Raw genomic sequence first — 13,432 nt, forward strand, 5'->3', positions numbered from 1 at the left:
CCCCCCCCCCCCCCCCCCCCCCCCCCCCCCCCCCCCCCCCCCCCCCCCCCCCCCCCCCCCCCCCCCCCCCTTTTACATCCCCCCCCCCCCACCGAGACCTACCCATGTCGTGGTTCGTCGGCAGCGTCAGATGTGTATAAGAGACAGCTGAAAACCTTGGGAAGTTTGTGGAAGCATATATGTTCCTTACAAAGCCCAAAGAACAAAAGCAAACCACAGAAAAAATCAAAAAAGAAATATTTGGTCTGCTGTTATAAATTCAGGTTGGATCATTGTTTAACTAATCGAACAAACTCCCATTATTTTAAACAACCAAATCTTTTTAGTTATTCAAAATCTCAGCCATTTAGTAAACAGCTTCAAGCGGAAGTCGCAGAGCGAAGGGCAGTTATCCCCGCCAAACAGGTAGAAGGATTCACACTTCTGAAAGGCGCAGCAGTTGCTTTTCCTTTTCTCCCCTCAGGGGCAAATACGTAATGACCGATTTTTGGGTAAGCTGGTGCTAGCCATGCAGAGAAGCCATTCACACTGGAAAGCGGTATACGCAAAATACAAAAACAAGCGCTTTGAGGTCATCGGTCTATAGAAACGGAACAGATGCTATGGATCCTGCTAGCTGGAGAGTTTCCAAAAAAATATGTCGGCAAGAGTCATCAGTCGTTTCAGGATACAATACGGCTTAAAACAGCATTATTTTACAAAGTTTACATTTTTATTTACAATCTAAGTTCGCCTTGCCACAAGGCACCTCGGTAATTTTACCAGATCAAATTAAACATCAAGGCAACCCTGGAGAAGGGTGCATTACTGCTTTTAAAATCAATTATTATTAACCCAATTAATTTCTGTAGCATGAACAACAAACTATCAACTAATTCTTTCGTTTTAATTATTGCATCCCTGATTTTCGGTTGCCGTGGACCTGTAAAGGAGGCCGATAAAAACAAGGCAGCAACAAGCGCTTTATCCTTACATGCAGGGGATGAAAGATATATGGCAATAGACACAAAGGAAAGTACCGTAACCTGGCAAGGGTCTTCGTTAGCTGGTGTCAACCCTCATAAAGGATACGTGTATCTATCAAAAGGAGAATTGATGATCGAAAACGGCCAACTGAAGGGAGGCACAGCCGAAGTAAACATGAATACCATTGAAGATGAAGCCCATAGAAGCAATAACAACCTGATTAAACACTTAAAAGACCCTGATTTTTTTGATGTTAAGCAATTTCCCTTTTCTACCATTGCCATTACCAAGGTTGCCTCCACCAATACCGAGGATAAGCAAATTACAGGGAATCTGACTATTAAGAACATCACTCACCCTGTTACTTTTCCGGCCAAAGTGGAAGTTAAGAATGGACTGGTTAAAGCGAATGGCAAGCTGACGATTGACCGGACATTATGGGATATCCGTTATAGATCAGGAAAGTTCTATGGACATTTGGCCAATGGGGCAATTTCAGATTCCATTGCATTCGACATCAAGATTATAGCCAAAAAATAATTCCAGGTTCTTAATGTTCTGGAATTATAGCCTTAGGCTCCAGCAAAAACCACAAAAAGCCAGTCAGGTCACGACTGGTTTTTGTATTAAATTCTGTTGTCAATCCATTCGCATCAGCCTATTGCTCCAAATACTCCAAAGCAAACTGAATCCAATCTTTTATGCTCTTGTCCAGGTAAATGTCGGGTTGCATGCCAATGTTGTCAATCGGGTAATCAGGCAATCTTAACGAACGAAAAGTAGGCAATTGCAAAAGGTATTCGGGGCAGCCGAAATCGAACCTGCGGGCCGCCGCATAATCCAATCCGCCAGAGGTTACCGTGCCGGCTACTTTTACTTTCTTGCTTTGTTTGGCCTTCATCACGAAATTCTCGGCAGAACTCCCTACCCTATGATCGGTAAGTACCAGCACATGACTGGGGCCTTTCTCGGCAGGCATGACCTTTTGGATGGCAAACGAACTGCCTTCAACATTCACAAATTTTCCCATATTTTGTTTAAACAGGCTAATCCATCGCTTCACTGTGTTTATCTCTCCCTGTTTTTCTTTCTTGTCGCTCACTGTTTTGATATAGCTTTCGAGGCCGTTAACTAAAGTTTGGGTTGCCAGGTATTCCACCCCCATCGTCCTGATCGAATTGCTCATGATGTAAGGCAACAGCATTTGATAGGCATTGTCTGTCCCGCCCGAATTTCCCCTAACATCGACAATTAAGTTTTCGGCCTGTGCCAACTGCGAACGGTTGCTTTCCACAAGGTCTTCGATAATATCAACAAAAGGATAATCAAAAGACGGCAGCGTAATGAGCATGGTTTTGTCGGTCAGTTTTTTCATGGTAAATCCGTAAAACTCTCCTACTTTTCTTTTAATCTGCGTGGCTGTAAGGTTCGACTGTGGCGTTTCTTTGATAAAGGCCGCCCTTGCCTCCTTAAAATAAATGATACTGTTGTTGTAGATTTCGTATCGCCCGGTCTTCAGGGTTTTATCGAAGCCATAAAATTCAAACTTGCCATCAGGATATAGCCTGAATTTTATTTCGTTGGGCTTCCAGAAAGCAGAGCTTGAGGTGATGACAAAGCCCACTTGCACACCATCGCTGTTTTTGGTTATTCCGATTTCGTAGCCCACTCCTCCTGTCCATTCAAATTTATTTTTCCAAATTCCTTCCAACGGCTTAGGTGACTTTTTCAATCCATCCCGAAATTTTGCCACATCGATATTCACAAAATTAACCGGATCGGTGCTGGCCAAGCTTTTTGGACCTACAGAAGTGGCTGGGTTAATCCAGATATGGCCATCCCTGAAAAAAGAGGTATATTTTTTTAAGATGTCAAAACATTTTGCCTTTTCAGCGCTATTGGCCTGTTTCCTTAACTCTTGCTTAAAACTTTCGTACAAAATCTTGTCTTTGGTTTTTTCTTCGAAGCCCGGGTATTCGCTTTCGATTTTCTTAATCAATTTGTCCAGGGCATCGCCACAGGCACATTCGTTTTGTGCATGGGCCATTTTGGTGATGAAAAGTAAGGCTACAAGGAGAATAGTTCTGGTCTTCATGGTGTGTTTTATTAATTCTGCCGGCAAAATAAGCGAAATCCAAAGAATCAAAATTGTAAAAATCGTGCAGAAATATCGCCCCACCTCAATCTCCTAAAAAAACATTCCGATGACTTTAGCCCCTCGTTTCTTTAGGTTTGATTTTTATAACTTTGTTCCATGAGCCAGCACGAAACCATCAACGACTTTTACAAACGCATCCTCAAAGATTCTTGTTTAAACCTATCGGAGCTGAACACGCGCATTGGCCATGTCAACATCTTTTCGAGAGATAATTGCGCTACCATTTCGCCTTACAGCCGTCGCGATTACTACAAGGTATCGCTCATTATAGGCACAGGCACTTTGCACTACGCCGATAAATGGATCTACATCAACAAACCTGCATTGCTGTTCTCCAATCCTATTGTGCCATATTCTTGGGAAGCCGAATCGGAAAAACAAGAAGGCTGGTTCTGCCTTTTTACCGATGCTTTTATTGAGCCCGGCGAACGCAAGGGTTCTTTGCAGGAATCGCCTTTGTTTAGCCTAGGCGCCAATCCGGTTTACTTTTTAGATGAAGCGGCGCTAAAGGAAGTCTCTGATATTTTCATGAAAATGCAGGCCGAAATCCAGTCGAATTATCCGCACAAGTACAACGTGATCAAAAACTACCTGCATTTGCTTATCCACCAGGCCATGAAGCTCTCGCCTACCGAGGAATTCAAAAAACAGATCAATGCATCCACCCGTATCTGCGGCTTGTTTCTCGAACTACTTGAACGTCAGTTCCCTATTGATACGCCGACCAATGCCCTGCAAATTAAAACTGCGCAAGATTTTGCCAACAGCTTGTCTGTACACGTCAACCACCTGAACCGCTCGGTAAAGGAAATTTCGGGCAAAACCACCACCGAGCATATTGCCAGTCGCATTACCCAGGAAGCCAAAGCGCTTTTGCAGCACACCGATTGGAACATTGCTGAAATAGGCTATAGTTTGGGTTTTCAGGAACCTGCTTATTTTACCAATTTCTTTAAAAAGAATACAGGCATTACCCCCAATACCGTAAGGTTGCAAATGGCTTAAAACTGCTGTTTGATTTTTATAAGTTTTGGTTTGATAACTATAATCATACAGCCCAGCATTGCGAGTAGTTTTGTATCATAAAATTTCATCATGCCAATCTTATCCCAAAAACTGCAGCCCAAAAACAAAAAGATAGCCACTTTTATCGCTTTTCTATTGATCCCGCTTTCGGGCCTAATTACCGATATGTACCTGCCTTCTATGCCGCACATGGCCATAGAGCTGCACCAGACAGAAAATGCCATTCAGCTTACCTTGGCTTTGTTCCTGATCAGTTACGGACTGGCTCAATTTATTACCGGCAGCCTGGTTGACAGCTATGGCCGCTACAGACCAACACTCATTGCACTGGCTATTTTCATCGGTAGCAATTTCGTTATCGTATTAACCAAACAAATCGAAGTAATCTACGCCATGCGCATTGTGCAGGGCATTACCACGGGCTTTATCGTAGTAGCCAAAAGAGCCTATTTTGTTGATGTTTATGAAGGTGATGAACGAAAAAAATACCTGAGTTCCCTATCTATCGTATGGTCGTCGGCACCGGTTATTGCTCCGTTTATAGGCGGTTACTTGCAGCAATATTTCAACTGGCAGGCCAATTTTTATGTGTTGGCTGTTTACGGCATCGTGGTATTGGTATTGGAAGCGATCTTCTCGGGCGAAACCGTTCCCGAATATCGACCTTTTCGTTTGCCATCTATCATCAAGGACTACAAAACCATGCTGAGCACACCGCTGTTCTTATACGGCATCTTCATTATCGGGCTTTGTTATGGCACCACCATGGTTTTCGGGCTGTCGGGTTCCTTTATTATCGAGCATCAGTTTGGCTATTCGCCTGTGGTAGCCGGTTATGCGGCCCTGATGATGGGCCTGGCCTGGATGTGCGGTGGCTTGCTGGGCAAAGCACTGATCCAAAAGCCGTTTATCCCCAAAATACGAATCGCCAATATGCTGCAGTTGATTTTTATTGCGGGCATGCTCGTTAGCGCGCAATGGTTTAACAACATTTTCACGTTGATATTTTTTGCCTTTTTGATCCATGTCTGCGTTGGCTTCATCTTCAACAATTATTTCGCCTACTGTTTGGGCAGGTTTCCGCAAATGGCTGGAGTAGCGAGCGGCTTGAGCGGTGGCGCCAATTTTATCATCACCTCGGTATGCAGCTACACCGTGGTGGGCGTTTTGCATCCCCAATCTCAATTAGGACTTGGCTACGGCTATCTGTTTATCGGGCTTATTGCTTTGCTGCTGCTTCAGTTTTTGGTTAAACCAGTGGTCAACACTAAGGCGGCAATAGCTTAAAACATTATAAACAAATCGTTATTTACGACTACTCAAACCATATCGTTATGAAATATAGAAATCTTGGAAAAACAACTGAACAACTATCGGCTATAGGCCTGGGTTGTATGGGCATGAGCTTTGCTTATGGCCCTGCCGACGATACCGAAAGCATTGCCACCTTGCATAAAGCCTTGGATCTGGGCATAAATTTTTGGGATACCGCCGACGTTTATGGCAATGGCCTTAACGAAGAACTGATTTCGAAGGTTTTGGTACCCAACCGCGACAAGGTTTTCATTGCCACCAAATTTGGCTTCAGGTTTAAGGAAGATACAGGCACTTCAAATGCCGTAGGCACCTATTTCGATGGTTCGCCAAAATGGATGAAACAAGCCGTTGAAGCCAGTCTGAAAAGACTGAAAACAGACACCATCGATTTGTATTACGCACACCGTGTTGATGTGAATGTTCCGATAGAGGAAACCGTTGGCGCCATGGCCGAGCTGGTAAAAGAAGGCAAGGTAAAATACCTGGGCCTGAGCGAAGCCTCGCCGGCATCGCTCCGTAAAGCACACGCCGTGCACCCTATTTCGGCCCTGCAAAGCGAATATTCCTTGCTAACCAGGAATGTTGAAGGCGAAATTCTGGCAACCACCAGAGAACTGGGCATTACTTTGGTTCCTTACTCGCCATTGGCAAGGGGATTGGTTTCGAATACGCTCGACCTCAATGCCCTAACAGCCGACGATTTTAGAAAAACCCTGCCCCGCAACCAAGGCGAACATGCCGAAAACAATGCCAGGTTAGTGGCCGATTTTGCACTGTTGGCTCAGGATAAAGACTGTACACCTGCCCAATTGGCTTTGGCTTGGGTATTGGCACAGGGTGATGACATTATCCCTATTCCGGGCACCAAGAAAAGAAAATACCTACAGGAAAATGCTGGCGCCGTTGAAGTACAACTGTCAGGAGCAGAATTAAATGCGATAGAAGAAATCCTGAAAAAATATCCGAATGTTGGTGCCCGTTATGCCGAAGGCGCCATGAAATTGGTCAACAATTAACTTTCGTAACTACCCCTTACCAACCAAGCTGCCCATTGGGTAGCTTGGTTGCTTGCTGAAAGTTTCTTCTTTATTTAATTGTTTGCAGATTGTCCTGCTGGTTGTCGTCTAAATAATAGGCATAAGGATCTAGGGCGACAGCTTTGGGCTTTTGAGGCACCATGATGCTCAAAATGGTTTGCCGTTTGGTAAAATGATGCTTTTTCAAATAAAACGGTTTGGTTTGGTCGGTCCAGTCTTCCTTAAGCTGATCAAAAGTGGCCAAATCTACCGTCATATGGGGCTGCAACGCTGTCCTTCCGGCCTTTTCGCTGGGCTCAATATTTACCTGCAACTTCAATTCGTACTGCCCGTTTGCCAACGCTTTGCCTTGCAGCACTTTAAGGCTCATCCGGTAAACCATCATTTTGTTGATACTCTCGTCTATAAACTGCCTTTGTTCATGAGTAGCTGCTTTGTATAATTCGGCAACCAGGTCTTCAGTTCCCGCCCTTTTGTTAGGGCTCGAATGTTTGGCAAGCAACCGGCTCAGCACCAGGTTCATTTCACGTTCGCCCAGCATTTCTTTCAAGGCATACATCACCAACCCGCCTTTTTGATAATAGATATATGGTTGGTTATACGATTTGCCCAATGGCCGTTCTTCATGGTCGGTGGCGCTGTAAACAAAATAAAGGTTGTTGTCGAAACTCAGGTATTTGCGTAGGTACATTTTGCCATATCGATGTTCCATCAGTACAGCTTCGGTATATTTCGCCATCGATTCGGTAAACATATCGGCTCCGGGCTGCGACAAGGGCCTCAGCTGGTTGGCCCACCACTGGTGCGCGGTTTCGTGGGCAGCAATGGCATAGGCATGGTTGATCAGACTTTTGTTATAATTGGTCAGGAAATTGAGCTTTTCGGCGCTAAAAAGCACCCCGGCATAAGCGGTTGCCGCCCCGTTGTACTGCGGAATTTCGGCCAGACTCAATTGCTTAAACTGATACGGACTATAGTACTCTGCCCCATAGCTTAAGGCATCTTTCATACCCTGTAGCATATCGCTTAAATTGTATTCATGTCCTTTGAGGTAGTAGAGCTTAAGCGCCATGCCTTTGTAGAGTTCGGTTTTTACTTGATAGCGCGCCGAACTCAAAGCGAACATAAAATCGATAGGTTGTGTGGTTTTATAATGAAAATAACGGCGGCCATCCTTTATCCATTCTTTTTGCAATTGGCCTACGGTAACCACTTGCTGATCTGGAGCTGTTGATATCGTAGTTTCCAAATCAATCAGATGGTAATTGCTGTCAGTGGCATTGCCGATGACAATTGGCGCTAATCCGGCTTTTTTTCTAGCCCTTTCGTCGCTTGTTTCCATGCTGCTGTTATAGCCAAAGTCGGGCACAAACTTTTCCAACTCGATGTAAGAACCATTTTCAACTACCGAATTTTCTTTGTTAAAGGGCACAAAACCGGAGGTAACCACTTCAAGACTAAAATCCATGTACAGCGTATCGCCTGGTTTTAACGGTTTTTCCAATTCAATAAACTGCTGCTTAAATTCCCGATCAATTTTCGATTTCCCCTTGGCACGTACTCGCACATCAAAATAATTCACCTCCCGGTTAATGCCTACCCAAATTTTAGCAATGGCTAGCTTGCTTTCGTTTTGCAGCAAATAACTTCCCTTAACGTGGTATTTGGCCTCTTTGGTGAGTAAATCGACATGAGTTTTAACCGATTTAACAGTAGGTTGCGGCCAATTGGCCAATGCTTTGTACTTTTTCTCGTAGCGGATGCGCCAGTCGAGTTGGGCCTTTTTGTTTTGGTAGCCTCCTACAAGATTGGTTTGCTCGTAAATATAGCCTCCACTGGTAAAAAACACAACAATAGCTAGGCCAAACAGCCATTTATGGCTCCTTATCAAGTGGCCAATCCTTTTAAAACGTTGCGTCAAAGTGCTGTTCAAACGGTCTTGCCATAGGGCAACAGTTAAACCGGCCAGCAACACGCAAAAGCCAGACCAATAAACCATGTACCAATTAAAAGCCTTTGCATAATGGCCAAAACCATTAAAATAAGAATATTCGAGATCGGGTACGGCCGCAAAGCGGAAAAGGTAGTGCTCCAGTCCCACGCGCTGCGCCATGACGAAAAACGCGGCAACAAAGAGGCCCAATACCATGCCCAAGTATTTGTTGGCACTTAAATTCTGTGCAAATACAATAAGCACAACAAACAGGCACAAAGGCAACGAATTGTAATAGTATAAAGAAATGTAGGTAAGCGGTTCGATGTTAAAATAGCCATGGCTCAACTGCAGGGCAATGCCAATGCCTATATTGGTTGTGGTAAGCGCCAGCACCAAAACCATCAGTGCCAGCGTTTTGGCCGCCCACATTGGCCAGTTCCCAATCGGCGTGCTGTAGATGAGCGAATGTATATTAACCGATCGTTCGCTACCCAACAACTCGGCCGCAAAAAAGATGACCAAAATAAGCGAAAAACGCATGGACCGCAATTGCTCTACAATTAGGCCCGTAGTTGGATAGGCGGAAGTGCCGTACTGACCGTTAAATATAGTGTCCTTGAGCTCGATGGTATAAATAAATATCCAAAGCAAGAGCATCACCATAAACGAAATGTGCTTGAACAGCGAAACGGTTTCGAGCCTAAACTGCGATTTAAACACCAACCAACTATAGCCAAATCCTTGGGCCTGCGTTTTAAAATTCCTGAAAGGCACAAGTGCGATTTTTCTTTTCGACACCTTCGCTTGTTTGCTTTTAGGGGTTTGCCCTAACCTGAAGTTGAAGAGGCGATAGCTCAGCAAAATCAATACCGCCGTGAAGCCTAACCATAGCAGCCGGTTCATCAAAAACAGTCCTTCAACCGGAAATTGCTGGGTGTTGCGTTGCAAATCGGTCCAGGTTTTTACGGTAGCAAAGAAAGCGGCAAGGCCAAAAGGATCTGTTAAGATAGGGACAGCCAGCGAATCGGTGGTTTTATAAGCCGAGTTGGCCAACATGGGCGAATTGCCCAAAATAGAAGCAGCCATGTACAAAATATACAGCAGTACACCTGCGGCATAAATGGCCCTTGTGTTTTTGCTGAGCACTGCGGTACAAAAAATGATGGCCGACGAAAACAAAATATTTGGCAAGCCGAAAACCAGCAAGGGCTGCAGGCAATTGACCCATTTAAATGGCCCCAACTGATCGGCAGCAAACCAATAACCACCTAACAACATGCCCAATATAGCCACAACCAGTATAAAAAACACAGCCACCACCAACCCTGCAAAGCGCACAAAAAAGTAAGGCCTTTTTTTAATCGAAGTGGTAAATACCACACTGTCCATTTGGTAAACCTGATCTCTCAGCACAACATTGGCACAACACAGCGTACTGGCAAATACGGTAAGCAACGACAAGAAACTGGTGATATAGGTAATGGTAAAGGGCGAATTTTTATATACTTCACTGCTGCCAAAACCTCCATTAACAATGACCATGCCCAACGCAAAGAATAACAGGGCCGTAATTTTGAACGAAAGCTGGCCGAAATGGTATTTCAGCTCGAACCTTAAGAGTTGACCCATCATCTTCCGCCCTCCTCTTGTAGCTGTTGTGCGCCAAACAGCGCCGAGAAATATACTTCTTCCAACCCTGGATAAAAAGGCTCGAAACCTGTTGCCGGACGCTCATCGGCCAATACGTGCAATTGGATCTGACCAGCTAATCTTCGGGTAGAAATGACATTAAACACGTTTGCATAATCAGCCAAAGCCTCTTTCGAAATGGTTTTGCGCCATATCCTGCCATTTAGGCCTTCGGTTAAAATTGATGGCTTGCCTTTTAAAATGACTTTTCCGCCTGCCAACACCGCCATTTCGGGACAAAGATCGTGTACGTCTTCTACAATATGGGTAGAGAGCAATACCACTTTCTGTTCGCCTATTTCGCTCAGCAGATCGTGGAAACGGTTGCGTTCGAGTGGGTCTAAACCGGCAGTGGGTTCGTCAACAATAATCAGTTGCGGATTACCGAGCAAGGCCTGGGCAATACCAAAACGCTGCCTCATGCCACCAGAATAAGTACTCACCGCACGTTTACGCACTTCGTACAGATTGGTTTGCTGCAACAGCGATAGCACCTGTTCTTTCCGTTCGCTTTGATTGAGCATGCCTTTAAGCACCGCCATGTGGTTGAGCAAATCGACCGCCGATATTTTGGGATAAACGCCAAAATCTTGGGGCAGATAACCCAATTGGTTGCGCATGTATTGCGAATCTTGGTAAATATCCTGTCCATCAAAGTAAACCTGTCCGCTATCGGGGAGCTGCAACGTAGCCAGGGTGCGCATCAGCGACGATTTGCCCGCGCCGTTAGGGCCAAGCAAACCGAACATGCCATTGCCAATACTAAGCGTAACATGGTCCAAGGCCTTTACGCCATTGCCATACTGCTTGCTAAGATTTTGTAGATGAAGTCTTTCCATGGTCATTCGAATTATGATGGAACAAAGAAAACCAGCCGTTTCCATTCCCTTAAATTTTAGTGACGAAGGCGCTGGTAACGATGATGAAAGGCTCGAAACGAGGTTAAAGCGCAAAGACCAATACCGCTATTGACCGTAGACGATAAACCGGTTTTCCTTTCATCACCAAAAAGCCCCCCTTCGTCATTTAGATTTGAGGATATGGGCAATTTGTTGTTCTTTCGTTATTTTTAAAGCAATGGATAAATCGGCAGCCCGCTTAAATGTGATTTTCAAACACCAAGAGTTCTTTATTTTTATTGGGCTTTGGTTTTGGATTGCCATTCTTTTCTTATGGGATAAGGGTGCAACCACCTGGGACAATTATTTCAACTACCTATCGCTTACTTTTCCGGTTCTGGCACCTTGCCTGTTATTTTCGTGGTTCAACCCACAATTACAGGCCAACACTGCACGAAAAAAATATCTGCGCTATTGGTTGCTTTGCTTCATGGTTTGCCTGCCTGCAATAGCTACCCTTTTTGCCTGCCTATTTCAGTGGCAATACATTAACCTGTATGCACTTACTGCGGGTGCAGCCTTGGCTTTAGCATTATTGCTGCGCATCAACAGCTACTATCAAAACAGCATCAGACATGTGAAATGGATCAAAAAAATAGGACTCGAAAATGCAGTGTTGATCAGCATCGTACTTTTTGCGCTTACCATTTCCATAATGGCGGTATCGAGTATGGGCAACCCGCGTTACGACCACCAAAACAACCTATTGATAGGATTAGAGTTCAGTTTTTTTAAGGTTATACGCCATTTCAGTGCTTTTATCAGTTTTTTTGTCCAGTTTTTAATCATGTACCTATCGGGTTACCTGTTCTTTTTCATCAACAACCGCTACCTTGTGGCCAAAGTACTGAAACAACAGGGACTCACCAGTTACATCTTAAGCTTATTGACAACCGTTGTTATCCTCTACCCCATTATTGCACAGCTTTTGTTGTTTTTGCCCATTAACAAGATATTTGGGCGCGATATTTTCTCTCCCAATCCCTTCGACCTCGAAAATGCCTTTAGCGTAATAGGAATTATGATTTTGAGCCTGCCTATTGTACTTTCGTTGCAATGGGGTAAGCAGAACAACCAGATTATTGCATTGGAAAAAGAAAAATCGCAAGCCGAACTCGATTTGCTGAAGCAGCAGCTCAATCCCCATTTCTTTTTCAATACGCTCAACAACCTTTATGCATTAAGCCTGCAAAAATCGGACAAAACGCCCGAAAGTATTTTACAACTGGCCGAGCTGATGCGCTATACCATTTACAAAGGCCAGGAAAAGCAGGTAAGCTTGGCCGACGAGCTGAAATACATCGAAGACTACCTCCAATTGCAACAAATCAGGCTCAAAAAGCCTTTAGATCTTAAATTTGAAGTGGAAATTAGCGACGACAAACAAACCATCGCGCCCCTGATGCTCATCATCTTACTAGAAAATGCTTTTAAACACGGCATTGAACCCGCCGAAGAAACCGCATTTTTACGATTAAAGCTACACTGCCAACAAAAGGAGCTTTATTGCTGCTGCGAAAATTCATTCGAAAATGACGAACCTGAAAAAGCAGGCGGCATTGGCCTTCAAAACTTGGTTAAACGTTTAGAGTTGCTTTACCCAAACCAACATCGCTTGACCATCAGCAAAGATAATTCTATTTTTAAAGCACAGCTATTCCTCCAGTTATCATGAGTTTACGTTGCCTAATTATAGACGATGAGCCGCTGGCCCACAACATTATCCTCACCTATCTGGACGACATTCCTTTTATAACGGTAGCAGGCCAGTTTTATCGGGCAACGGAAGCGCTGGATTTTTTGAGTAAAAATGAAATCGACCTTATTTTTCTCGACATCCGCATGCCTAAACTCAATGGCCTGGATTTTATCAGAACGCTAACACACAAACCCATCATCATCATTACTTCGGCTTACGAAGAATATGCACTGGAAAGCTTCGATCTTGATGTTTGCGATTACCTGCGCAAACCGTTCCGTTTCGATCGCCTGCTCAAAGCGGCCAATCGGGCACTCGAAATCCATAACCTCAAAAAACAAGCTTACAAGGCAAGTGTGCCACAGCAAACTGCCATAGCACCCGAAAGCGCACAAATTGCCATCAAGGTGGATAAGAAGACGGTTTTGATGCCTTTAGACGAAATACAGTACCTGGAAAGCCTGGGCAATTATGTAAAGGTTTGGCGCGACACTGATTTCCTGCTAACGCCCAGAACCATGAGCAGCTTTGAAGAACAGCTGCCGGCATCAGCCTTTGTCCGCATCCATAAATCGTACATCCTGAACAAGAAATTTGTACACTATATGGAGGGAAACACCATATACCTCAAAAACAAACGCGAAGTGCCTATTGGCAAAAACTTCAGGTCCATGATCAAGCAATTGCTCGATATGGAAGAATAAG

At 44.5% G+C, this 13,432-nt stretch carries 9 protein-coding genes; 6 read left to right on the top strand and 3 right to left on the bottom strand.

Going from position 1 to position 13,432, the window contains the following annotated elements:
• The first annotated feature begins 852 nt into the window (after positions 1-852).
• Positions 853-1,506 (top strand): YceI family protein, encoded by a 654-nt coding sequence (locus JHD69_RS08960; RefSeq protein ID WP_199139480.1) that lies wholly within the window; start codon positions 853-855, stop codon positions 1,504-1,506.
• 118 nt (positions 1,507-1,624) lie between these two features.
• Here JHD69_RS08960 and JHD69_RS08965 read toward each other — a convergent pair whose 3' ends face one another.
• A complete protein-coding gene (locus JHD69_RS08965) occupies positions 1,625-3,061 on the bottom strand; it encodes a S41 family peptidase (protein ID WP_199139482.1) in 1,437 nt (478 codons plus the stop codon).
• A 159-nt stretch (positions 3,062-3,220) separates the two neighbouring features.
• Between JHD69_RS08965 and JHD69_RS08970 the strand changes: the two genes are divergently transcribed.
• The 3 genes from JHD69_RS08970 (at position 3,221) to JHD69_RS08980 (ending at position 6,483) form a co-directional block, all read left to right on the top strand.
• Positions 3,221-4,129 carry a helix-turn-helix domain-containing protein gene (locus JHD69_RS08970; RefSeq protein WP_199139484.1) on the top strand — a complete coding sequence of 303 codons (909 nt, stop codon included), beginning with the start codon at positions 3,221-3,223 and terminating at the stop codon, positions 4,127-4,129.
• Between the two features lie 90 nt (positions 4,130-4,219).
• Positions 4,220-5,437 carry a multidrug effflux MFS transporter gene (locus JHD69_RS08975; RefSeq protein WP_199139486.1) on the top strand — a complete coding sequence of 406 codons (1,218 nt, stop codon included), beginning with the start codon at positions 4,220-4,222 and terminating at the stop codon, positions 5,435-5,437.
• A 47-nt stretch (positions 5,438-5,484) separates the two neighbouring features.
• Positions 5,485-6,483, top strand: a complete 999-nt coding sequence (locus tag JHD69_RS08980; protein ID WP_199139488.1) for an aldo/keto reductase — start codon at positions 5,485-5,487, stop codon at positions 6,481-6,483.
• A 70-nt stretch (positions 6,484-6,553) separates the two neighbouring features.
• Here JHD69_RS08980 and JHD69_RS08985 read toward each other — a convergent pair whose 3' ends face one another.
• Together JHD69_RS08985 and JHD69_RS08990 are read right to left on the bottom strand one after the other, a co-directional pair.
• Complete coding sequence (locus tag JHD69_RS08985; protein ID WP_199139490.1) at positions 6,554-10,072, bottom strand: M1 family aminopeptidase; 3,519 nt, start codon at positions 10,070-10,072, stop codon at positions 6,554-6,556.
• A complete protein-coding gene (locus JHD69_RS08990) occupies positions 10,069-10,968 on the bottom strand; it encodes an ABC transporter ATP-binding protein (protein ID WP_233165801.1) in 900 nt (299 codons plus the stop codon). Before JHD69_RS08990 ends, JHD69_RS08985 begins: the two co-directional genes overlap by 4 nt.
• Before the next feature lie 238 nt (positions 10,969-11,206).
• On the opposite strand from JHD69_RS08990, the gene JHD69_RS08995 reads away from it, so the two are divergent.
• Positions 11,207-12,703: a sensor histidine kinase gene (locus JHD69_RS08995; protein ID WP_199139493.1), complete on the top strand. Its 1,497-nt coding sequence runs from the start codon at positions 11,207-11,209 to the stop codon at positions 12,701-12,703.
• A complete protein-coding gene (locus JHD69_RS09000) occupies positions 12,700-13,431 on the top strand; it encodes a LytR/AlgR family response regulator transcription factor (RefSeq protein ID WP_199139494.1) in 732 nt (243 codons plus the stop codon). Before JHD69_RS08995 ends, JHD69_RS09000 begins: the two co-directional genes overlap by 4 nt.
• The last annotated feature ends 1 nt before the right edge of the window (position 13,432 follow it).

This window comes from Pedobacter sp. ASV12 (assembly GCF_016429155.1).
Classification (GTDB): Bacteria; Bacteroidota; Bacteroidia; order Sphingobacteriales; family Sphingobacteriaceae; genus Pedobacter.

What these genes read in the sequence shown, in the direction of transcription:
- JHD69_RS08960 (WP_199139480.1), top strand. Translation starts at nt 853, where the DNA reads ATGAACAACAAACTATCAACTAATTCTTTCGTTTTAATTATTGCATCC.
- JHD69_RS08965 (WP_199139482.1), bottom strand. Translation starts at nt 3,061, where the DNA reads ATGAAGACCAGAACTATTCTCCTTGTAGCCTTACTTTTCATCACCAAA.
- JHD69_RS08970 (WP_199139484.1), top strand. Translation starts at nt 3,221, where the DNA reads ATGAGCCAGCACGAAACCATCAACGACTTTTACAAACGCATCCTCAAA.
- JHD69_RS08975 (WP_199139486.1), top strand. Translation starts at nt 4,220, where the DNA reads ATGCCAATCTTATCCCAAAAACTGCAGCCCAAAAACAAAAAGATAGCC.
- JHD69_RS08980 (WP_199139488.1), top strand. Translation starts at nt 5,485, where the DNA reads ATGAAATATAGAAATCTTGGAAAAACAACTGAACAACTATCGGCTATA.
- JHD69_RS08985 (WP_199139490.1), bottom strand. Translation starts at nt 10,072, where the DNA reads ATGATGGGTCAACTCTTAAGGTTCGAGCTGAAATACCATTTCGGCCAG.
- JHD69_RS08990 (WP_233165801.1), bottom strand. Translation starts at nt 10,968, where the DNA reads ATGGAAAGACTTCATCTACAAAATCTTAGCAAGCAGTATGGCAATGGC.
- JHD69_RS08995 (WP_199139493.1), top strand. Translation starts at nt 11,207, where the DNA reads ATGGATAAATCGGCAGCCCGCTTAAATGTGATTTTCAAACACCAAGAG.
- JHD69_RS09000 (WP_199139494.1), top strand. Translation starts at nt 12,700, where the DNA reads ATGAGTTTACGTTGCCTAATTATAGACGATGAGCCGCTGGCCCACAAC.